The 21,029-nt window shown below is 64.4% G+C and carries 24 protein-coding genes; 10 read left to right on the plus strand and 14 right to left on the minus strand.

Annotated elements, in window-relative coordinates:
* The first annotated feature begins 118 nt into the window (after positions 1–118).
* Positions 119–1,009: an RNA polymerase sigma-70 factor gene (locus ACFC0O_RS14625; RefSeq protein WP_375957775.1), complete on the plus strand. Its 891-nt coding sequence runs from the start codon at positions 119–121 to the stop codon at positions 1,007–1,009.
* An 8-nt stretch (positions 1,010–1,017) separates the two neighbouring features.
* On the opposite strand, the gene ACFC0O_RS14630 is transcribed toward ACFC0O_RS14625, so the two are convergent.
* On the minus strand, positions 1,018–1,500 hold the full coding sequence (locus tag ACFC0O_RS14630; protein ID WP_375957777.1) for a DUF6069 family protein: 483 nt from the start codon (positions 1,498–1,500) through the stop codon (positions 1,018–1,020).
* 157 nt (positions 1,501–1,657) lie between these two features.
* Here ACFC0O_RS14630 and ACFC0O_RS14635 point away from each other — a divergent pair, with 157 nt between their 5' ends.
* Positions 1,658–2,098, plus strand: coding sequence for a MarR family winged helix-turn-helix transcriptional regulator (locus ACFC0O_RS14635; protein WP_375957780.1), 441 nt, complete (start codon positions 1,658–1,660; stop codon positions 2,096–2,098).
* 239 nt (positions 2,099–2,337) lie between these two features.
* On the opposite strand, the gene ACFC0O_RS14640 is transcribed toward ACFC0O_RS14635, so the two are convergent.
* From ACFC0O_RS14640 to ACFC0O_RS14650, 3 genes are read right to left on the minus strand one after another with little or no spacing between them, the layout of a single operon-like run.
* On the minus strand, positions 2,338–3,531 hold the full coding sequence (locus ACFC0O_RS14640; RefSeq protein WP_375957783.1) for an RNA polymerase sigma factor: 1,194 nt from the start codon (positions 3,529–3,531) through the stop codon (positions 2,338–2,340).
* The gene (locus ACFC0O_RS14645) at positions 3,528–3,896 is read right to left on the minus strand and encodes a YciI family protein (protein ID WP_375957786.1); all 369 of its coding nucleotides are present in this window, start codon (positions 3,894–3,896) and stop codon (positions 3,528–3,530) included. The genes ACFC0O_RS14640 and ACFC0O_RS14645 overlap by 4 nt, the downstream gene beginning before the upstream one ends.
* Positions 3,897–3,911: 15 nt before the next feature.
* Positions 3,912–4,322 (minus strand): hypothetical protein, encoded by a 411-nt coding sequence (locus ACFC0O_RS14650; protein ID WP_375957790.1) that lies wholly within the window; start codon positions 4,320–4,322, stop codon positions 3,912–3,914.
* A 21-nt stretch (positions 4,323–4,343) separates the two neighbouring features.
* On the opposite strand from ACFC0O_RS14650, the gene ACFC0O_RS14655 reads away from it, so the two are divergent.
* From ACFC0O_RS14655 to ACFC0O_RS14665, 3 genes are all read left to right on the plus strand, one after another.
* Entirely contained in the window at positions 4,344–5,498 is a 1,155-nt protein-coding gene (locus ACFC0O_RS14655) for a DUF6924 domain-containing protein (RefSeq protein WP_375957793.1), read from the plus strand.
* 199 nt (positions 5,499–5,697) lie between these two features.
* A complete protein-coding gene (locus ACFC0O_RS14660) occupies positions 5,698–6,150 on the plus strand; it encodes a DUF4279 domain-containing protein (protein WP_375957795.1) in 453 nt (150 codons plus the stop codon).
* A gap of 206 nt (positions 6,151–6,356) precedes the next feature.
* A complete protein-coding gene (locus ACFC0O_RS14665; protein ID WP_375957798.1) occupies positions 6,357–6,683 on the plus strand; it encodes a hypothetical protein in 327 nt (108 codons plus the stop codon).
* 311 nt (positions 6,684–6,994) lie between these two features.
* Here the strand turns inward: ACFC0O_RS14665 and ACFC0O_RS14670 are convergent, their stop codons facing one another.
* Positions 6,995–8,602, minus strand: a complete 1,608-nt coding sequence (locus ACFC0O_RS14670; RefSeq protein ID WP_375957801.1) for an SMI1/KNR4 family protein — start codon at positions 8,600–8,602, stop codon at positions 6,995–6,997.
* 424 nt (positions 8,603–9,026) lie between these two features.
* Here ACFC0O_RS14670 and ACFC0O_RS14675 point away from each other — a divergent pair, with 424 nt between their 5' ends.
* Positions 9,027–9,347, plus strand: a complete 321-nt coding sequence (locus ACFC0O_RS14675) for a DUF4913 domain-containing protein (protein WP_375957804.1) — start codon at positions 9,027–9,029, stop codon at positions 9,345–9,347.
* 47 nt (positions 9,348–9,394) lie between these two features.
* On the opposite strand, the gene ACFC0O_RS14680 is transcribed toward ACFC0O_RS14675, so the two are convergent.
* From ACFC0O_RS14680 to ACFC0O_RS14690, 3 genes are all read right to left on the minus strand, one after another.
* The gene (locus tag ACFC0O_RS14680) at positions 9,395–10,342 is read right to left on the minus strand and encodes an alpha/beta fold hydrolase (RefSeq protein WP_375957807.1); all 948 of its coding nucleotides are present in this window, start codon (positions 10,340–10,342) and stop codon (positions 9,395–9,397) included.
* Between the two features lie 262 nt (positions 10,343–10,604).
* Positions 10,605–11,303 (minus strand): hypothetical protein, encoded by a 699-nt coding sequence (locus ACFC0O_RS14685; protein ID WP_375957809.1) that lies wholly within the window; start codon positions 11,301–11,303, stop codon positions 10,605–10,607.
* Positions 11,304–11,552: 249 nt separating this feature from the next.
* On the minus strand, positions 11,553–11,951 hold the full coding sequence (locus tag ACFC0O_RS14690) for a hypothetical protein (RefSeq protein WP_375957811.1): 399 nt from the start codon (positions 11,949–11,951) through the stop codon (positions 11,553–11,555).
* A 96-nt stretch (positions 11,952–12,047) separates the two neighbouring features.
* On the opposite strand from ACFC0O_RS14690, the gene ACFC0O_RS14695 reads away from it, so the two are divergent.
* Complete coding sequence (locus tag ACFC0O_RS14695; RefSeq protein WP_375957814.1) at positions 12,048–12,404, plus strand: hypothetical protein; 357 nt, start codon at positions 12,048–12,050, stop codon at positions 12,402–12,404.
* A 197-nt stretch (positions 12,405–12,601) separates the two neighbouring features.
* On the opposite strand, the gene ACFC0O_RS14700 is transcribed toward ACFC0O_RS14695, so the two are convergent.
* Together ACFC0O_RS14700 and ACFC0O_RS14705 are read right to left on the minus strand one after the other, a co-directional pair.
* The gene (locus tag ACFC0O_RS14700; protein ID WP_375957817.1) at positions 12,602–13,063 is read right to left on the minus strand and encodes a hypothetical protein; all 462 of its coding nucleotides are present in this window, start codon (positions 13,061–13,063) and stop codon (positions 12,602–12,604) included.
* The gene (locus ACFC0O_RS14705; RefSeq protein WP_375957820.1) at positions 13,063–13,410 is read right to left on the minus strand and encodes a GntR family transcriptional regulator; all 348 of its coding nucleotides are present in this window, start codon (positions 13,408–13,410) and stop codon (positions 13,063–13,065) included. Before ACFC0O_RS14705 ends, ACFC0O_RS14700 begins: the two co-directional genes overlap by 1 nt.
* Before the next feature lie 396 nt (positions 13,411–13,806).
* On the opposite strand from ACFC0O_RS14705, the gene ACFC0O_RS14710 reads away from it, so the two are divergent.
* Positions 13,807–14,319, plus strand: a complete 513-nt coding sequence (locus ACFC0O_RS14710; RefSeq protein ID WP_375957821.1) for a nitroreductase/quinone reductase family protein — start codon at positions 13,807–13,809, stop codon at positions 14,317–14,319.
* A 171-nt stretch (positions 14,320–14,490) separates the two neighbouring features.
* Here the strand turns inward: ACFC0O_RS14710 and ACFC0O_RS14715 are convergent, their stop codons facing one another.
* Positions 14,491–16,683: a CocE/NonD family hydrolase gene (locus tag ACFC0O_RS14715; protein WP_375957824.1), complete on the minus strand. Its 2,193-nt coding sequence runs from the start codon at positions 16,681–16,683 to the stop codon at positions 14,491–14,493.
* Between the two features lie 135 nt (positions 16,684–16,818).
* Here ACFC0O_RS14715 and ACFC0O_RS14720 point away from each other — a divergent pair, with 135 nt between their 5' ends.
* Positions 16,819–17,865: an AraC family transcriptional regulator gene (locus ACFC0O_RS14720; protein WP_375957827.1), complete on the plus strand. Its 1,047-nt coding sequence runs from the start codon at positions 16,819–16,821 to the stop codon at positions 17,863–17,865.
* A 45-nt stretch (positions 17,866–17,910) separates the two neighbouring features.
* On the opposite strand, the gene ACFC0O_RS14725 is transcribed toward ACFC0O_RS14720, so the two are convergent.
* The 3 genes from ACFC0O_RS14725 to ACFC0O_RS14735 form a co-directional block, all read right to left on the minus strand.
* On the minus strand, positions 17,911–18,231 hold the full coding sequence (locus ACFC0O_RS14725) for a hypothetical protein (protein WP_375957830.1): 321 nt from the start codon (positions 18,229–18,231) through the stop codon (positions 17,911–17,913).
* A gap of 61 nt (positions 18,232–18,292) precedes the next feature.
* Positions 18,293–18,889, minus strand: coding sequence for a DinB family protein (locus ACFC0O_RS14730; RefSeq protein WP_375957832.1), 597 nt, complete (start codon positions 18,887–18,889; stop codon positions 18,293–18,295).
* A 95-nt stretch (positions 18,890–18,984) separates the two neighbouring features.
* A complete protein-coding gene (locus ACFC0O_RS14735; protein WP_375957835.1) occupies positions 18,985–19,830 on the minus strand; it encodes a helix-turn-helix transcriptional regulator in 846 nt (281 codons plus the stop codon).
* A 151-nt stretch (positions 19,831–19,981) separates the two neighbouring features.
* On the opposite strand from ACFC0O_RS14735, the gene ACFC0O_RS14740 reads away from it, so the two are divergent.
* Entirely contained in the window at positions 19,982–20,917 is a 936-nt protein-coding gene (locus tag ACFC0O_RS14740) for an SDR family NAD(P)-dependent oxidoreductase (protein ID WP_375957838.1), read from the plus strand.
* Positions 20,918–21,029: the final 112 nt, after the last annotated feature.

Raw genomic sequence — 21,029 nt, forward strand, 5'->3', positions numbered from 1 at the left:
CCGAGCCCTGTGACAGGGCTGGGCTGTGACCCATCCCACTGCGCAGGACTGTCACAAAGCGGGCGGCGCCGGCATCTCATGTGCGCGAGAGACGAGATCGAACGGACGGGAAGTACTGATGAGCCAGCCTGGCAACGCCGCCACAGAAACGTTTGTGGCGCACCGGAATCTGCTGTTCACCATCGCCTACGAGATGCTCGGCTCGGCCGCCGACGCCGAGGATGTGCTGCAGGAGACCTGGATGAAATGGATCGGCGTCGACCTGTCCACCGTGCAGGACCGGCGCGCCTATCTGGTCCGCATCACCACCCGCCAGTCGCTCATGCGCCTGCGCACCCTCGGCCGCCGCAAGGAGTCGTACGTTGGTCCCTGGCTACCCGAACCGCTGCTCACCGCACCGGATGTGGCCGAGGACGTGGAGCTCGCCGACAGCGTGTCGATGGCCATGTTGCTGGTGCTGGAAACCCTCGCCCCGACCGAGCGAGCTGTCTTCGTGTTGCGTGAGGTTTTCGATCTCGACTATGACGAAATCGCCGATGCCGTGGGCAAAACCCCGGCCGCCGTTCGTCAAATCGCCCACCGCGCAAGGGGACACGTCGCCGCCCGTCGCCCGCGCGGCAGCGTATCCCCGACGGACGCGCGTGATGCGGTCGAGGCTTTCCATCGCGCCATCGAAACCGGCGACGTGCAAGGACTTCTCGACAGGCTCGCCCCGGACGTCGTCTTCCTCGGGGACGGCGGTGGGATCAAACAGGCGGCGCTGCAACCGATTACGGGTGCCGAGGCGGTCGCCGCGCTACTGGCCGCCTCCCTCCCTCGAATCGGCCGCGAAATGTCGGCCGAGCTCGCCGCCATCAACGGCTTCCCGGCCCTGGTCCTGCGGCTCGACGGTGAAATCGACACCGTGATCGCGGTGCACGTCGATAACGGGCTCATCACCGGTCTCTACTCCGTACGCAACCCGGAAAAGCTCTCGCGCATGGCCCGGGAGACCATCCTGCATCGCTAGTGCGATGTCTACGAACCGATCCGGTTCGAGCGACGTGGGAGCGCGGTCCGCCCCGGCGCCGTCGGCCGCCACACCGCGATGAACCAGATCAGGCCCGCCGCGGTGTGCATCGATGCCAATGCGATCTTGGTCTCGACCGTCGCCCCGGCGGTGAGCACAAGGGCGATGCTGATGAGGCCGACGGCCAGGCCTCCCGCGGCGAGTGCTCGTCGGCGCGACTCTCCGTGCGCGGTAAGGAATCTCAGTGCAAGAGTTGCGATAGCGATGGCGACGAACAAGGCGCTGACGATCACGCCGATCCCGACGGTCATTGTCCGACCACCGCGCGGTGTGACAACCATGTCGGCTCCCGCGAGCTTGGCGATGCCGAAGATGACGAGATCGGTGATCGCCGCGGTGGCGAAGGCGAATACCCCTGTTCTCCAAGGTGATTGACGCTTTTCCGACTGAACGGCCTTTGTTGCCTCGGTCGGGTGCTGGGCTTGACTCATCGTTCTGTTCCTCCCGGATCGGCACACGGGGTCGGCTCGCGCCTGTCGTCATCGGCGAGGTCGTCGCGCCCCAATTGAGTGATACCGTCACCTAATATTAGGTGACGGTATCACGTAAATGCGTGATGTCATCACCCAATATGGATAGAATGACGCCATGAGCGACCTTCCAGCGCCCGCGGTGCCCTCTGTCCCGCAAGCACTGGGCCGATTACGAGTCGCGCTCAACAACAGCTTCAGCACCGCCAGCCGCGAGGCCGGACTCACCCCGCAACAGGCCGAACTCCTCTGCTACGCACTGACTCCACGCTCGATCGGGGAACTCGCCGGGCTGCTGCATTGCGACCGATCCAATGTCAGCCGCCTCGTCGACCGCGCAGCCACTCGCGGCCTGCTCCTGCGCCGTCCCGGCGACGACGATGCCCGCGTCAGCATGATCGAGCTCACCGACAGCGGACGTTCGCTCGCTGCGGACTTCATGCGGCGACTCGACAACCTCACGCTCGATCTTCGCCAAGCGTGGACAACCGAGCACACCACCGTGGCCACCGACATCCTCACCGAGATCGCCGAGACCCTCGAAGCTCACACCACCTGACATATGCTGGGGGCGATCAGCCGCGATCATCGTCTCGGACGAGTACGGCGGGCATCTATCGCAGCACTGTCACCAAGTGCTTGCAGCGCTATGGAAGTCGGCGCATCCGGGCGCGCTCGCGGCGATGCAGGAGGTCTACGACGCCGAGACGCCCCGCACGGCGATCAAGGCGTTCGAGTCTGCGCCGCCTTCTCGACCGCGGCTGAGAACTGCTCGGGTCGATGTACAGACCCATTCGGTCATGATTCGAGCCGCGCTGCCTTCGTGAGCAGATAGCGCCGCTCGGGTTCGCTCAGTGTCCTGTGTGCTGCCGAACGGTACTGCGCGGCAGCCAGTTCCAGATCCCCTGCGAGTTCCGCGAGATGCGCTTCGACTGCGGCGAAACGATGATGCTCGGCAAGGATCCGGTCGGTCCGCAGTTGCTCGAGCAGTGTGAGCCCGGTGGGCACGCCACGTGCCATCGCCAGGGCGACAACACGATTCAGCGTCACCATCGGATTGTCCGACATCTGGTCGAGCAAGGTGTAGAGCGCGAGAATCTGCTCCCAGTCGGTCGCGTCCGGTGTCGGCGCCTCGTCGTGGACTGCCGCGATCGCTGCCTGAATCTGGTAGGGACCGGGCTTGTTTCGTGACATCGCGGCAGTTACCAGCGCAGCTCCTTCGGCGATCTGCGCGCGGTCCCACAACGTCCGGTCCTGCTCGGCCATCGGAATCAGCACGTCACCCGGCCCGGTCCGCGCGGCACGGCGGGCGTCGGTCAGCAGCATCAGCGCGAGCAGGCCGGCAACTTCGCCGTCGCCGGGCAGGCTGCGGTGCAGCATCCGGGCGAGTCTGACGGCCTCGGTCGACAATTCGACCCGCGCGAGCACCGGCCCCGAGGTGCTCGTGTAGCCCTCGTTGAAGATCAGGTACAGCACCTGCAGCACGGCGTCGAGGCGTTCGGCATGCTCGGCCGGCATCGCGAACGGCACGCCGGACTGCTTGATCGTCTTCTTGGCGCGGCTGATCCGCTGCCCCATCGTCGCCTCGGGCGCGAACAGCGCGCGAGCGATCTCGCCGGTCGTGAGGCCGCCGACCGCGCGCAGGGTGAGCGCGATCTGGCCGGTGCGCGGCAACGCGGGATGGCAGCACATGAACAGCAGGATCAACGAATCATCCTGTGCCGAAACGGGTCCGGACGGTGCAACCGGCACTTCCTCCCGCTCGCGGCGGGCCTGCTCGCTGCGCAGCAGGTCGATCAATTTCCGCGAGGCCACCCGGATCAGCCAGGTGCGTGGTTCGTCCGGCAACGGCGGCCACTGTGTCGTCGCCGTGAGCAATGCCTCCTGTACCGCGTCCTCGGCAAGGTCGAAGTGCCCGTACCGCCGCACGAGCGCACCGAGGACCTGCGGCGCCAGGTCGCGCAGCAGGTCCTCGATCTCACGAGCGATCACAGATCGGCCGGAGGTCCGTCGGGTAGCGGCCGGACCTCGATCGTGTCGCCGATGTTGTCGGCGACACGTGCGGCGATTGCCATCGCGCGGTCGTGGGAGTCGACGTCGATGACCGAGAAGCTCGCAAGGACCTCCTTCACCTCGGCGTACGGTCCGTCGCTGGCGACCGGACCCGAAGCGGACTTCCGCACGGTCCGGGTCAACGACGGATCGGCGAGCCCCATTGTCGTGACCAGCTCGCCGGACTCGGTCAGCTCGGCACCGAGCTCCTCGTAGAACTTGCACATCGCGGCGAACTCGGGACTCGAGTAGTCGACCGACGCCCAGTCCGCGGTGTTGGTGTAGGCCAGCAGGATGTACTTCACGGCTCCATCCTCTCGCTATTCACTCACGCGTGTCATCGTGGCCTCGTAACCGCCACCGGGCCACACCCACGCGCCGGACAGCGTGTTGCCGTCGGCGCTGAACGTGGTCCGGCAGTACGCCGGCGAGCCCTTGCGGCCACCCCAGATCGTCAGCACGTCGCCGTCGAGTTCGTACTCGTAGTCGAGCGTTTCGCCGTCGCTCGAGTAGAAGCGTGAGGTGACCGCCTCACTCGTCTCACCGCCGAACGGTCGTTCATGGCCGATGACTTCGAGTCCGGAGACGTGGTGCCCGTCGTGTTTCATGTCCACGCGCTGGGATAGGAAGGCGCGGCCGTCGAGCCACGCGTAGGTCGTGGTGCCGTCGGCGCCGCCGGACACCCGCCAGGTGCCGACAAGACGGTCGAGGTCGGAGATCGAGGTGCTCATGGCGAGAGTTCCTTTCGGTTGATGGTTCCTTCGCCGGTACCACGGAGCCGGCGGACGGTTTTCGACATTCGGTCGCACAGTGACAATTGCTGCCTGTGTGATGGCAGTGACGATCCTGTCGGTATATCCGACCGGCCGCAGGAGTGTGTCGGTCCCCGCCGTTATGGTCCGGGCATGGCTGAGCTACCAAACAAATCGGTCCTCGTCCGCACGTGGTTCGGTGACGACCGCGCGTGGGGTTTTCTGGTTCGAGAGGTTCTGACGCCCAGCAAAGAGGGATTCCAGGCCTATACGACTGTGGTGAACGACCCGGAGTTCGAGGGACTGAGCCCCGAAGCGCTGAAGGCGAAGCATCCGGGCGGTGCGATCGCGTCCTTCCTCGCCGACGAGACCACCCTCACTCACCCCAAGCATCCCCTCCTGGCGGTCTGGATCCTGCCACCTCAGGACTACGACCGAGGCGACCACCAGCCATTCCGGGTCGTGCCCGAAAAGCTGTCGAGCGTGGACACCAACATCAATGACGCGAACCTGGACTGGCGGGACTTCGCGGACCGCGTGGACGCGGACGGCATCTATCGCGGGCAAGCGGATGCGAAGGAATCCGATTTCGAGTTCAGCGTGCGCTGCATCATGGCTGATCGACTGGCACATTTCACACCGGGGCTCGCCGAATCGATTCGCATCGCCGAATCCCCGGACGAAGGCGCGAGTATGGCGGTCATCTCCTGCGCGGACGACCCCCGGTCTGTCCGTGAGCAGCTGGCCTCGCTGCGGTCCTATCCCGCGGCGCTGTCTTGGGATTGGGTGGCCGCCTTCGACGCCGAGCATGCCGACAACGATCGAGCCGAATACATCACAGCGTTTCTGGAAGAGATCGGTGAGCATGCGTTCGCCCTCGGAGCTGTCCTGGCGTCGCTGAGTTCCGACGAAGACTTTTACCTGGTCTTCGTGACGCCCACCCAGTTCGATGAGCTGTCACGACTTTTCACCGCACACAGGATGCGCGCTGAGAAGATGCGGCGTGGCCGGAGGCAGCTCAACCAGGAGCAGTCGGCCGTGATCAGAGCATGGGCGTCACGCCGCGGCCACAAGGTCACAGCCCGCGGGATGATCAAGGAGACAATCGAAAGCCCTGGCGTGCCCGAGGCGACCGAGCCAGGTCCACTCGCCTGACATTCGGCCAGGGCCGACAACTAGCAGAAACCAAGGGCCCGTTGATGTTCGAGACACTCGATGACCGGTTCGGTCAGCGCGGTATGCGGCAATTGAGTGCGTTCGGCGGACGGGTGCTCACCAGGGGTTCATGGGATCCATCCGCGAGGTGTAAAGAAACGGGTTAGCGGGATGCAGGCCAGTCTGCGATGGTAACCGCGTGTCAGCAAATGTGAAGGTACCGCCGCTGTCGGAGGACGCGAAGTGGTCGATGGGATCGATCCGTATCTGGAGTGAGGCGGTCAGCGCGAGCGAGATCTCAGCTCGTTTGGGCATCACCGCGGATCGCCAGTTCGAGCGCGGCAGCCTGATGAGTCCCCGAAATCCGGCCAACGCTCGACGGAAGCGCAGCGTGTGGATTCGGCAAAGTGGTCTGGCCAACAACAGCGACCTCGCGGACCATGTCCGGGCGCTCCTCGGACTCATGGGCGGGTGTCGTGAGGAGTTGGCTCGCTTGTCCGTCGACTGCGAGATGGACCTGTTTCTCGGCTTCAGCAGTGGCAACGGCCAGGGCGGCTGTGTGCTGCCTGCCGATCTGGTCGCCGATGTGGCCGCATTGGGCCTCGACATCGTGCTTGACCTGCATCCGCCCGCAGCGACGGAGGATTGCTGAGATCGACGTTCGACCGCCGCAGGTGGCGATGGTGGATATCCGACGGGTACCCATGCAAAGCAAGTCTCGTCTGGCACTCACCTTGGCTACTTGGACACTCAATGGTGGGCCGGAAGGCGCTGTCGACCAACCGGTTTGGGCGGGCGACCACCGCCCGGGATGCGGCATTAGCGGATGCCGAACGGTGGATGTGACAGGGTGTTCCAATGACCGATCTGCAACGGCCACAGTCGAACTCAAAGGTCTCTGCCGAGGCCTCACCTGAACAGCCGGACAGGGCCGCTGTTCCCGCACCCGCAACAGTCCGGAAGACGATCAGGGACGTCAAGCAAGGAGAGACGCTGCTCATCAAGGAGGACGGACGGGACGTTCACATTGGTGTTGCCCTGAACTCGCCACCACGGGCTGGCGACCCCAGGCTCATCAGGTGGATCCGGGGCGTGCGGCCGGACCGGACGCCTTTCAAGGCGGCGTTCAGGGCTGACGACGAGGTCGACGTAGTGCTCCCACTGGCAGCCTCTGACTTGAGTTGATCAGCGTGCCCACGGTGGTTACATGTTTGCCAACGACCAGCGAGCCCAAACGATCTCGGTCACAACCGCTCACCGGCATTACCGCGCATAGTCGAAGGCCGAGCGCCGTTCAGCCTGTTGATTTTTCGGGTGCCGGGCTGGTCGGTTTAGGCAGCCCGGTGTGGGAGCCTTGAGCGTGTAGGTCCCTACTTGTCGACTTGCCGCGGTCAAGCCGCTGTTTGGTCGGGCTTCTTTAGTGGATTTCTTCCGTCGCCGCTCTCGGGGTCGTGGGTGTGGCTCCGATCATCCGGTACGAGATGTCGAAGAACTCGTCAGAGTGTGCCACGCACGAGCGGCAGCGACGCGGTGGTCGGGTCGACGCCGAAGCTTGCGGCCCAAGTGATTTCGTCGTCGAAGGCTGCGTCGCCCGCCAGCTCCGCGGCAGCCAGTGCGGCGGGCACCGCGTCCCGGGCGCGCAGCGACTGCCACTGCCCGATGGTGGCCACCAACACCCGCAAGGTCGGCAGCGTTGCGATCGCCTCGAGGTCGCTGACCTCGATCGCCGAGATGTCCAGGCGTTGCAGCGACGGCAGCGTCGCCAACGGGCCGATGCGCACCGGCTCGGTCGCTCCCGAGAGGGTGAGGTCCCACAGGGTCGGGTGGCCCGCCAGCGGCTCCACGTCGATGCGCGACGCGTGGACATGCAGCTGTTCCAGCGGGACGGTGTGCGGCACGGACAGCCGCACCGATTCGACACCGCGCACTTGCAGCTCCCGCAGCAGGGGCAGCGACGCCAGTTCCGCGCTGTCGAACGAATCACCGCCGTCGACCGTCAGCTGCTGGACGGCGATCGCACCGGGAAGCTCCGACACCGATTCACCTGCACCGCGCAGGGACGCCGCACGATTCGGATGGTCCTCGATTTGGGCGTTGTAGTACTCCAGCACCGACTCGCCCGCGCGCAGTGCCTCGACTGTCCGCCGCAGCACCTCGAGAACCGAATCGTCCTGCCGGAAGGCGGCGTACCACCCATCGGGTTCGAACTTGATCACCTGCCCGGACACGCCGATCGGGCCGGGGTCGAGGTCGACGGCGGTCACATCGCGGTCGCTGGTGCCGATAATCAGCCACTTGGGGCTGCGCGAGATTCGGCGCACCACGCCGTGGGGCCAGGATTCGAACACGATGCGATCGATGCCGGCGAACAGCGAGTCCTTCCAGGCCCCGATGGTGCCGTGGCCGTATTCCAGCTGCGCCGTGTCGGTGTCGTCGTTGAGGTGGGCCGCGGCGACGGCAGCCAAAGGCATCAGGCGGGTAAACGCCAGCAGACCCCGGTCGTCGTAGTCATGGCCCACCACCCGATACAGCGCACGCAGGTCCTCCGGCAGTCGGAAACCGATCCTCGCCTCGGCTGCTGCGATCTCCGCTTCGGTGTTTGCGGCGCCCAATTGCGGTGCCTGGCCCTCTTGCCGCGTGCGCAGCTCTACGTACTCGCGGACCAAGTCGGTCACAGTGTCGACCAACTCCGGATCGGTGGGCCGGTCATCGTGATCGGCGTCGGTGGACGGAACCGGAATAGCATGGCCTGGATAGCGGTAAGTGGGGTCGAGGACCACCTGTCGGGCCGACTCCCACTCGAACCATTCGTAGTTGTGGTGATGCGTTGGCGCGCAACGGTACTGGAACTCATAGCCATCGCCCAGTAGCCGCAACCGCAGCTGCGCCAAATCGTCCGCACCCGCGCCCATTTCAGCACGCACCGCCGCTGCTATGACCGCGGTGTCCGGCCACCCCGGCTTCGGCATGCCGAACAGTTGCACGTTGCGAAACATGGTGCCGTAGCCGCCCATTCCGTTGTGCAGCTCCAATGTTCCCGCTGTCGCGCCGCTCGCTGCGAGCTCTCGTACCAGCTTCTCGATCTGCTCGATCAATTCAGTCATGTTGGTCACCCATCGCCGATCGTGTCGCGGTCACCCTAGCCACCCACACCGACAAGACCGGACTCCCAGCCGCGGGAAACCCGATGCGATGAATTCGGCTCGGGCTCTTGCGGACTCGGAACAGTTCATTGGGAACGCGTTTACTGTCCGCCTGGAACCGAGGTCGAGCAACCGCCTCCGTGGCTTCAGACTCCGCAACGATCCCCGAGGCCCCGGCTCTCGGGATCGCGCGATACACGCGGCAGTAAGTCGAACAAGGCGGGATTCTCCACCCACTTCCGAACATCCACAACCGCAGGACAACACCGACAGCACCCGAACACGATCACGTACTTCTTGAACCACACGCGCCGAATCTCTTGTGGCCGAGTATGTTCAATGTTCTGTGGACCCAAGCAACTCTCCGTCGGTATACGGATCTGTCGTGGAATTCGTGGAGAACTACCTCAGCCTTGTGTATCGGCGAGAAGTTGGTAAGGGCCGTCGAGTGTGGTGTCCGCGGTGGTGGATGCACGCTGAGGCCGTCGCGCGACTCGATGCTATGTGGCGGGCGTGGGAGCACTGTCGGATCGACAGCAGAACGGGTTTGAGCGTGTGGTTTCTCGACCACGCCGATCCGCATATGAGCATCCTGTTCGACCCGGACGGCCCCTTCCAGTTCTGCTCCACCGCATCCGGACACTCCAACGAAATGCTGCCGCTGCAGCTGACCGCGCCGCCACCGGGACTTTTCAAGTTGCCCTGAACTGCATGGCGGTGTGCTCGGCCGGATGTGCTTCGCGCGCGAGTGATTCAGCGGTGGTCCGCGAAGTCGGCGATCGCGTCCACCATGGCCTGAACCATCTTCGGACCGCCATGTCCTTCATCGTCGATCAGCACGAATCGGCTTCCCGGCCATGACCTATGCAAATTCCAGGCCATTGCCGCGGGCCCGCTGACGTCGAGCTTTCCCTGAATCAGCACCGCCGGAATCCCCTGCAACAACCGCATGCCATCCACCAGTGCCGTCGGCGGCAGAAAAGCAGCATGCTTCCAGTAATGCACCACCAGTGTGGCGAACACCTGACACCACATCGGATCACGCTCAGCTGGAACCGATTTCGCACCGAGAGACACGTGAGCGTCCTCCCACGCCACCCACGCCACCCACGCCCGCACCGCCCGAGCCCGCACCTGTTCGTCGGGTGCGGTGAGCAACTCGTAGTAGGCGTCGATCAACCGTTGACCCGGCTGGGCACCGGAGGCCGCACGGAATGCCTCCCATTCGACTGGAAAAAGCTGTCCGACCGTCTCGGTGATCCACTCGACGGCAGCGGGATCGGTCAGAGTCGTGGCCATCAGAACAAGCTCGCTGACCGCACGCGGATAAGCCTGCTCGTAGGCCAAAGCCAGTGTCGTACCCCAGGAAACACCGTTGACCAACCACTGCCCGATACCGAGATGAGCTCGCAATGCCTCGATATCGGCGATCAAATGCGCGGTCGTATTGACCGACAAAGCATCCGAGTCGGCACGAGCCAGCGGCACACTACGGCCACACCCGCGTTGCTCGAACCCAACGATCAGATATATCCGTGGATCGAACCGGCGACGATAACCCGCTCCCATCCCGGCGCCGGGGCCACCATGCACAAACAACGCCGGTTTGCCGTCCGGATTCCCCGATGTCTCCCAATAGATCTCCTGCCCGTCCCCGACCGGCAGGCGCCCGGACGCGAACGGCTCGATCGGCATGAACATCGCACCAGCCACCACACCGCGACCCTACCGGCATCGCAGCAGCGACAGCCTCGGCCCGGCCGTCATCGTGCCGCTGTGTGGTTAATTCGGCAGAAGAGTGCACCGGAAGCGCTGACAGCCAACCGACTCGGATAGCCGAACAACGCGCGGTCGCAGCAATAGCGTGCGTTCGATCTACTTCGAATGCCCAACTACCCGTTGATCTTCCGATGCCCTATTCCAGCTGTTCCGAGCGGCCTGGGTCGCGACAACTTGAGCATTCTCATCGTTCGAGCGCGTGAGGCTTGATGGACCCGTGTGTGTCACCATCGCCAAGCTTGGGTTCGGTGACGTTCAAGTCCGAGATGGCGTCAGCGCGGTGCACCTCGGAAGGCACGCAGAGCCCCAGATAGACACCAACGAGGTCGCGTCGCTCGAAACGCACTCGGCGGCTGAGATCGAGAATCGTCCTCATCACCTCGAGTCCCAGGACCTCGGCGAGCCTGCGGTCAGTTTGGAAGACGATGCGCCGAAACCACACGGCCTGGATAGCGAAGCAGACCAGATACGCCGCGATGATCGCTGCTGCCCCGACCAGCCACAACGGGTAGCCGGATCTGACCAACGAGGGAATCGCGACGGCGAACGGCAGCGTGACCAGGGCAGCGACGACGCTCCCGGTGAACGCGAAATTCTTCAACAGGTGCGCGTGGACCACGGCGTGGGCGAGTTCACCGTCCTGCTCATTCTCTGAAAGCTCGTCAAAGGCAGGCCCGATCACGATGTACGGGTGCCCAACAAGCACGCGAACCCAGACACCGGTTGGAAACCACCGCCTAGGCAACCTGCCAGCCTTCAACCGCGGCGATCGCGTCCCCAATGTTGCTGCAAGTTCATTGGCGCGTACGCCGAGTCGATCCACATCCACTCGGACATGATCCATTGCCGACCAGCGATCCGCACGTTCGGCCGTCTGGGGCATTTCCTCTCCATGGCGAACCGTACGGCGCGATAGGTGTTCTCGCATTCGCCGATTCAATGGCTCCTCGGCAGCGGAGTCTGCCATCGGCAACACCGCGCGCCGGAAGCGCTGTCCACCTGTTTGGGCGACCGACCGATGCCCGGGTCGCGGAATAAGCGCGCACTGCAGTCACTTGAAGTCGGCAGTCAATGCCTCGGTGGTGGTCGGTGCACCACGTCGCGATCGACGGCATTCCGACCCGGACAGACCCTAGTCCGATGCCTTGAGGGTCGTCCGATATTGGTCGAGTAGACGGAAGAACGTATCCATCGCGGTCTCGGTGTCGTTGAGATTGTCCTCGATGGCCGAGGCCCACCCCAGCGCCATACCCCACCCGAATTCGGCATGCAGCCAACGAGAGAACGGCCCGGCCGGGCTCAGTGCGAACTCTTCTGGCACAGAATGCAGTTCGAGCGCGACTCCGTATCCGCTCAGAAGCACCATTAGTTCTTGCAGCGATTCACCACGCGCCCACATGCCTGGCCTGGGTCGAATGTTGTGATCGATAAGTTCGTACACATCGCGGCAATCGGCCACATGCTTGACCGAAGAGTTCATCGCGGACCGGTCTGGGTCATACACCGGTTGCGGGGAATCCTGTCTGATCACATACCTACTCCATCACAGACGACCGTGGTCTGCCACCAATCGGGTGCGCACAGGTATCAGCATCACAATGTCGGTGGCGCAGTGCAGAATCCGGGCATGAGTTACGACCTGGTCATCTGGGAAGGCGAGCCGCCATGCTGCGAGGTCAGTCTCTCCAAGACGCTCAATGCGATGAGCGATGCTTCCGAACAGCGCTATCTCCGTGGCGAGGCTGATGAGCCGCCCACTGCGAAAATCGCGGATTTCGTGCAGGCGCTGCTGCGGCGCTGGCCCGATTGTGGAGAGGAGGGCAGCGTCTGGTCTCGCAGCGGGACAGGGCACGTCGACGGTCAGTTGCTGAACGTCAGAACCCAGTGGGACACCGCGGCTGAGGTTTCGGCGTTCGTTGCCGGGTTGGCAAAAGTGTTCGGGCTCAACTGCTACGACCCGCAGCAGGGTCGCCTGCGCCCGTAGCCATATGCCGAAGCCATATATGCCGACCGACGCATCGTGGACGAGCTGAGTGCGACTGGCATGGGCACGGTCGGGTGCCCGAAGAATTTCTGGGAGAAGGTCATTCGGTGGCCGACATAGACGCACTCCCTGCTGGTCGATCTGATCATCGGTATTTCCAGCTTGGACTGTCCAGCGGCCACGGGTCCGTCGCGTCGTTAGGGCGCGATGCCCATCGCCCACAGCGCCGCGCCGGGTTCGGGCATCGCGACGGTGAGGGTGCGACCGCTGGCCAGGCTCATACGCAGTGACGGACCGCGTTTCGGGGTGAGGAACCACCCTTGCTTCCCTCTCCAGAGCACGCCGTCGCTCAACCAGGCTGTCGATGACAGGTACACAGCCTCGGCGTGGTTGATGTTCGCGCGGGCGACCCTGACACGGGGAAGGCCCAGTGGGCCCAGGCTCACCATCAGACCCGCCGGACCCGCGGTGACGCGCTGACTTATGGCGGCCACCGACAGGACAAAACTGATAACCACGGTGACAGCCAGCAGAGTGGTTCCGATCCTGGGATGAGGTGGCACAAGGAGGGGCCAGCACGTGCCAGCGAGAATCACGGCGTTGAACCAGAACATCCTCCAGTTGGTGACGCGGCAGGTGTAGATCGTCGCGGCAGGCATTACATCAACTCCTCGATCAGGCCGTGTATCTCGGCCTTGCTGTAACCGTTCACCCGTGCCACATCGATCAACTGCCGCACCGCTTGTTCCACCGGCGCCGCGGTACGCGCGGTCGCAATGACCCGAACCCCACGCCCGCGGCGGAAGTTCACCACCGACTCCTCCCGCAGACGCCGATACGCGGCCAGGACCGTATTACGGTCCACGCCCAACGCCTCCGCCAATTCCGTTGCGGGCGGCAACTGTTCGTTGACCGTCAACTCCCCGGTGGCCACCGCACGCCGAACGCACGCGGCGATCTGCTCGTGCAGCGACACCCGGGGGTTCTGATCGATATGCCAAAACATGGTGCCAATGAAACTAGCACCATCGCTGTATCCCCGCGCGGCGAACGGCATTTCAGACTGGGTCAGGTGCTGGGACCCGGTGCCCGGCACGAACCGGACGCGGTGGCCCAGCAGTTGTGGCGCATGCACACCGAACGCGACCAGCCGCTGATCGTCCTGCGCTGACATCCCACGGTGTTGTGAACGGGACTGACTGCCGAATCAGACCGCGTATCGGCATTTCGCCGCGTTCGAGGGCCGAGATGGTCTCGGCCCCTTGATATTCGGGCGCGGTGTGTCGGGGCCGCGAGCTCGACTTCGGGGCGCCGGATGGCTCGCAGAGTGCGTTGCGAATCTCCTCGAAATCGTCGTCGAGCTAGGACGTTATCTGTCCTAATTCGCGGACATACTCGAATCATGAGCGAAACCGAATCGACTGTGGGACAGCCGGATCAAGCCGACATCACCGACTACAACGATCCGAACGCACCGTGGAACCAAGCGTGGGACCAGGACGGCGGCATTGCCAACTGGAACGATGATGTGATCAAGGAATTCCGGGAGAACTCGGGCAGGGTGGGCGGTGCCTACGCGGGAGGGGACCTCATCCTGCTCACCACCACCGGAGCCAAGAGCGGTAAGCGGCACACGACTCCGCTGGGCCCCTTGTATCGGGACAACATCATGTACGTGAGCTCGTTCATCGAGGACAAGTACCCGGCCTGGTGGTACAACATCAAGGCGAATCCGCAGGTCACCATCGAGCTCAGGGATAAGACCTACCGGGCGATCGGCAAGGTGCTCGAAGCTGCGGAATACGACGAGTTCGCAGCTTGGGCGCTGGCCGAAAACCCGCTGCTGGCGGACTTCCAGTCCAAGGTCGACCGGCCGATTCCGCTGGTCGTGCTGACCCTGCTCGGCGAGAGCTGAGCGCTCCTGGAACGGGCCCGTTGATCTTTCTCGGCGTGCCGTGCTGGCCGGTTCGGTCAGCACGGCATCGATCCATCACCGTCGAGCCTGCATTATGAGAGCTCGTATGTCCGCAGGCCACCCTCACCTGATCGAACGCGCGAAGCTGATCAGCAGCCCGCGCGCCGTGAGTCAGTCCGGGATAGGTGCGGTCAGGGCGATATTGATCCAGCTCGGCGCGTCGGGATCCAGGCGCAGGTGTTCAGGTCGCAAGCCGGAGTCAGCCACGAATATCAGCGGCGGCAGGCCCTTGGGGAAATTGCTGGCGTAGACATCGACACGCAAGCGATGGCCGGGCTGCAGCACCGCGTCGATCGGGGTGGCGGCGATATCGAGGGTGACGGGCATACCGGGGATGGTGGGCTGGCGCCGATTGAGGTCGAGGAAGTAGCGCGGGTCGGTGTAGTCGCCGTTGGCAGAGGTCGTGCTCGCCGAGTCGTCGATCTGGCGCAGTGAGGCGACGAGCTGTCCGGTCGCGATCTCGTTGGAGCTGCCGTCCGGGGCTACATCGTTGACTGTCGCCACCCAGTAGCCGTCGGCGGCGTCGTGAACCACGTTGAGGTGCACGTTGATTGGCCCCGATACGGTCGTTGCCTCGGTGACAGGGCTGCTGGTGAAACTCAGGCCGTTGTGCTCCCAGATGCGGGAGTCCTTGCCGCAGGCATCCAGGATTGCCGTCGCACCGGCGGCGATCCTGGCGACGTCACGGCCGCAGATGCTCAGCAGGCCCGGTGCGACGGTCAGGTCGCGCGGCTGCGACTGCCGCGGGTTCTGCGAGAGCCCACCGTCATAGACCGAACCGGCGGCGGTGCCGGAAGGCGTGTCGTTGAGGTACACGCGCCGGTAGGTCGCCTCGGTGCGCGGGAATTCCGAGGCGTCGGTCCAGCCGCCACCTTGCTGTTTGACCACGATCGGCGCGTAATCCTCTATGCCGTTGTCGATTCCGCGCAGCCAGTGGTCGAACCAGGCCCGCTGCAACACATCCAGTCGAGGAGGCATTCCCGGATGGCCGAAACCGGCTACGCCGGAACCGAGATGGTAGCCGTCGCCCATGATGAGTTTCTTCTGTTCGGCCGGCAGCGGGATCGAGTTGAAAGTATCCGTCGGGCTGGTGCCGAAGATGTCGAACCACGCGCCCACCATGAAGGTCGGCACCCGAATGTTGCCGACCTTGGCTTTAAGTCCTTGCCGGAAGGGCGAATTCGGATCCATCAGGCCGCGGGTCCGCGGGGTCAGCTGGTCCGGTGTCAGCGCGGTGTAGGCATTGGCGACGATATCGACCAGCGTCAGTGGGTCGGCGATGCGGTCCTTCAGCCACTGCAATTGCTGTGCGGGATCGAACTTTCCGACTGCCAGGGCAGTGATATCGGGAATCATCTTGAGCGCGTTGACGCCGAGCAGCCATGGCACCAGGAAGCCGACGCCGACCGCGCCACCGGGTCCGGCAATATCGTTGAAGATGTCCGCGCTGCCTTCATAGGCGAAAACGGCCTTGAGCCCCGGCGGCATCCGGTCGGTCGCCTCGAGCGCGCTGATCGCGGTGAAGGAGACCCCCATGGTCCCGACATTGCCGTCGCTCCACCCTTGCCGGGTGATCCAATCGATCACCTCAGCGATGTCCTGCTTCTCGCGGTCTCCGAAGACTTGCCAGTCGCCCTCGGAAGTACCGGTGCCGCGCAGATCGACCTGCACCAGCGTGTATCCGGCCTCGGCGAGCGTCCAGTCCTGGGCCGCGGCCTCGATCGCGCCGGAGTCGGCCTGGCGGGTGAGGTCGAATAGCCCGTCGATGCCGACCCCGGGCAGGTTGATCGAGGAAATCCAGTCTTCGAGAGGCTTTTTGATGCCGAGACCGTCAGCAGAACTCAACAGCGCCTGCCCGATGAGGATCGGAAGCTTGCCGTAGCCCTGCATCTGCAGGATCACCGGGCGACGGCCATCGGCACGCTGCCCGTCACGGGCCGGATGGATGATGTCCGCCTTGAGTACGGTGCCATCGCTCATCGTGATCGGTACCGCAAGATCGGGCGCGACACCGTTGTAGGGCTGCGGTCCGTTCAAGGCCGAATTCCATTGTGCCGCATGATCGCCACCGTCGATTGCGGTGAACCCCCCATTCGGTGCACCGAACGCCACCGGCGCCAGGAACGGTGCGCTCGCCAACACCACCGATGCCACCACCATGCCGCGTGCCGCGAACCGCTTCGTCCGCTTCCGAGCCCTCATGCGTGTGTTCCACCTCTCATTCGGTTCCTGAGCCAGATTGTTGCTACCGATGAGTAATACGGACTCGTTCCTGGGCGACATACTTTTACCCCAGCGCGACAACGGTTGTGGCCCTTGATGATCGCCCCATGTATCCGGGCCGCTCGAAACCGCAGATCGTGGCTGAGACAATCGCTGTGCGATCTTGTCTCGGGGCACGACGATGGATACGCTGCGGAACCAACTCGGAAATGGTTGGTGGGGTTGCCGATGGCGGTCATGGGGCGTGCGGCGATGTTGCGCGGGTATCGAGAGCTGGTCGATGAGCTCGGCGGCGACGGTGTCGCGTTGCTGCGGCGGTTCGGCATCACACCCGAGGCGTTGGATTCCGATGAGGCGGTCGTGACGGCGGAGTCCATGGGCTGGGCATTGGAGGTCGGCGCGACCGAATTGGGCTGCCCCGACCTGGGTTTACGCCTGGCCGAACGCCAGGACTTCAGCGTGCTCGGTCCGCTCGCCGTCGCATTGCTCAATGCGCCCACCGTCGGATCCGCACTGGTCTGCGCGCAGCGTTACCTGTTCACCCAGCACGCCGGACTCTCCATCGAGTTGTGTGCCGATCCGGAGCATCAGCCCGGCATGATCGCGATGAACTATCGCGATATCGCGGAGGTAAGCCCCTTCAGTCACTGCATCGACCACGGCGCGGGTCTGCTGCATCGGCTGCTGTGCCACAGCATCGGCAACCCCTACGGCCTACGGACGGTGTACCTGCCGCATCCGCCACAGGCGCCCGCCTCGCGATATGCCGAATTCTTCGGTGCCGAAGTGCGATTCGATATGCCCACCACCCTGCTGCGCCTCCCGTCCGAGGTACTTGCCCGCCCCATTTTCGGCAGCGACCCGATGCTGCACACACTGGCGATGGACTACCTGGCCCGCAACTACTCCGAACTCGATCGCACCATGACTGCCCGGGTCCGCCTCGCCATCGACCGTGCTTTGCTCGAATCCACCGCGGACATCGCCACCGTCGCCCAGATGCTGCATACCGGCCCTCGCACCTTGCAGCGCGCATTGGCAAGCGAGGGAACCACTTTCACCGCCGTCCTCGATACCGCACGCCGAGACGCCACCTACCGACTCCTCTGCGAAACCGATCTCCCCATGGGCCGAGTAACCACCCTCGTCGGCCTCCGGGAACAATCCGCCCTCACCCGCGTGGTCCGCCGCTGGTACGGCCGTACTCCCCAGGAGATCCGCACCGAAGGCCGCGCACGCCAGAGCCACCACCAGCAAGCATGATGATCGACAGCTCCCTACCGACCACGAGCGTGGACGACGAATCGCTCAGTCCTGCGATTCTTTGCGAATGAAGGCCACGTCCCATCCGGGTTGCACGACGAGCCTCGCCGGTGCGTCCACACGGTCGATGAACTCCTCGACCCGAAGCTCAGGGAAGTCAGCCACGACCTCACCGCCTACACAACTCACCGACTCTCGATCGCTCGCGGTGATGGGTCCATCCACGACGAACCGAATCAGAGTGCAGTCGTCCTCAACCTTGTAGAACACTGCCCGAACCGCGGTCGAGATCTCACCCCACAAGGCACGATTGACCGAGGCCAGAAGTGCGCTGCGGCTTGGTCCCTCGGGGCCAGGGGCAGTCACACACCGAGTATCCAATGAGGATCGGGCGTCTCAGCGATCGACATGCCGAGCTGGCCGGCGTTCACGCTGTGGAGTCATCGGCGAGTTCTGCCGCTTTCTCGACCTTGGCTCGATGGTGTTGCCACCAGGCGGGATCGGTGCTGGGCATGTTGTCGTTGCCGTCGACCAATCCTGCGACGCCGTCGATGAGTTCGCGGAGGATGTCGGCGTGCCCGGCGTGCCGGTGGGTTTCGGCGATCACGTGCACCAGGATCCGGTGCAACGTGACTGTCCGGTGCTCCTCGCTCCACCACGGGACCAGGCCCTGTGTGGTCAGTTCCAGGGCCTCGATCGTGGCGTCCGAATGCGCCCAGGACCGACGGTAGAACCCGATGATTTCATCGCGTGATTGCTCAGCGGTGGCCCACATGTCGGCCGTCGGATCAGTGTCGAAGTCGTACTGGGCGAGGGGTTCGTCGTAGGGCCGCGCGAACGTGTCCCCGAAGTAGCCGAACTCGACCCCACCGAGATGCTTGACCAAACCGAGTAGGTTCGTGCCGGTTGGAGTCATCGGACGACGAATGTCGTACTCGGACAAGCCATCCAGTTTCCACAACATGGCTTCGCGGGCGGAGCGCAGGTATCGATGCAAATCTGCTTTGGGGTCGGAGGCTGTCACGGTGAACACACTGCCAGCCCCTCCGAGTTCTCGATCGATTTCCCTTGCAGTCAATGGAATTCGTTCGAGTCAGGTGGACTGTGCGTCGGGATGAATCAGTCGACCAGGGTTTGGGTTCCGAGCACGATCGCCAGGGCTAGACGCTCGGCGTCGATCGTTTCCGGAGCGGCGGTGTAGATCATGATGCGCAGGTCGTCGCCGGCGACGATGAGCGTGTCGCAATCCACCGTGACGCGGCCGACGCCGGGGTGGTCGATCACCTTGCGTCGCCCGTGATCCTGGTGGTCGGCGACGCCGTCGGAGTTCCAGAGTTCGACGAACCGGGGGCTTTGTGCGGACAGGTCAGCAACCAGGCGTTGTAGCCGCTGATCGGCGGGATATCGAGCCACCGTCAGGCGTAGGTCGCCCACCAGGGCGGCCTCGAATTCGGCCTGCTCCTCGCGGGTGTGGACCGCTCGGGTGCCCGGCCCGATGAGGTTGCGCCAGAGGCTGTTTCGTTCGATTCCCCGCCAACTCGAGGTCGGGCCCATCAGTGCGTCGTAGGGCGCATTGGCGACGATCAGTGTCCATGTCGCGTCGTAGACGGCGACCGGGTTGCCTGCCAGCCGGTCGAGCAGGCGTTGCACGCTGGCCGGAATGCGCATCGAGACGACGCCCGAACCGGGCGCGGTATGCCCGGCAAGTCGAAATAGCAGGTCGCGTTCGCTGTCGGAGAGCCGCAGCGCTCGCGCCAGCGCCTCGACGACCTGTACCGACGGCGAGGTGGATCGGCCTTGCTCGAGGCGGGTCAGATAGTCGACCGAGATCCCGGCCAGTTCGGCCAGTTCCTCGCGACGCAGTCCGCTCGCACGCCGCCGGGCACCTACCCGAACACCCGCCGTGTCGGGGCTGACCCGGTCGCGCCATTTACGTACTGTCGTACCGAACTCCCATGAGTCCATTTCTCCATGGTGACGCAAGCCCTTCTGGTTGTCCTGGCCCTCCCAGTCCTACGACAACCGGGCGACTGCCTAGCCGAGCGCGACCGGACGAGACTCGAGCTGACCAGGTCCGAACCCTGACGTGCTGTGCACCAGACGAACGGAGACAACCATGAACTCGATCTCTTCCGGCACCGTGCTGATCACCGGCCCGACCGGCAGCCTCGGTCGCGCGGCGACGCTGGCGATGGCCAACCGTCCCGCCGCGCAGCGCCCGGATCTGCTGTTGGTCGGCCGGGCCGGCGCGGGACTGACCGCCGTGGCGGCCGAAGCTCGGGCGGCCGGAGCCACGGTCGTCGAGGTCGGCTGCGATCTGGCTCGGCTGGCCGACGTCAGGGCGGCCGCACAGCAGGTGATCGACCTGCTGGCCGCGGGTGCGGTGCGCCCGTTGCGGGCACTGGTGGCCAACGCGGGGGTATCGGTCGCCGACACCCACAAGGCTTCGGCGGACGGCTTCGAGCTGAGTTTCGCGGTCAACTATCTGGCCCATGCTCAGCTCATCGGCGATCTCCTGAAATCCTTTGCCGCCCCGGCCCGAATCGTGCTGCTGGGCTCGAATACGTACTACCGGAACACGGTCCGGCGCATGATGGCTGTCGCGCCCGCCGATTGGCGCGATCCGATCGAGCTGGCCCGCCCCACGGCCGCGGACGTGCCTGCGAGTGTGAAGCTCAGCGGGACGGCCTATTCCAACTCCAAGCTCGCGATCATCTACTACGCCCGCGAATTGCAGCGCCACGCACCGGACGGGGTCAATGTTGTGGTCTTCGAACCGGGTTTCATGCCGGGAACCGGGTTGGCGCGCGACCACGGCAAAGCGGCCGAGACGATCGGCCGAGCCATGGCACACCTTCCCGGCATTTCCACACCCGAGACATCCGGCCCGGCGCTCGCGTCCGTCGTTCTCGACGACCGCTGGGCGCACCTGGACAACGGCGCGTTCGTGGTGAAGGACAAGCAGCGCCCCGTGCAGCCGTTCGCCAACGATGCCGACCGCGAGGCGCGTCTGTGGACGGCGACCACCGAACTGCTCGACTCCGCAAGCTGACCGGCCACGATCGTCGGTCCCCCTACCCGCCACACCGCGCAAGCCGATCGGATGTCAAGGGAGCCAACGGGAAGCCCGCGCTGAGGACAGCGGGTCGATCAGGCGTCCGGAC

Origin of the sequence: Nocardia sp. NPDC056100 (assembly GCF_042266325.1) — a bacterium.
In the GTDB taxonomy this organism is placed as follows: domain Bacteria; phylum Actinomycetota; class Actinomycetes; order Mycobacteriales; family Mycobacteriaceae; genus Nocardia.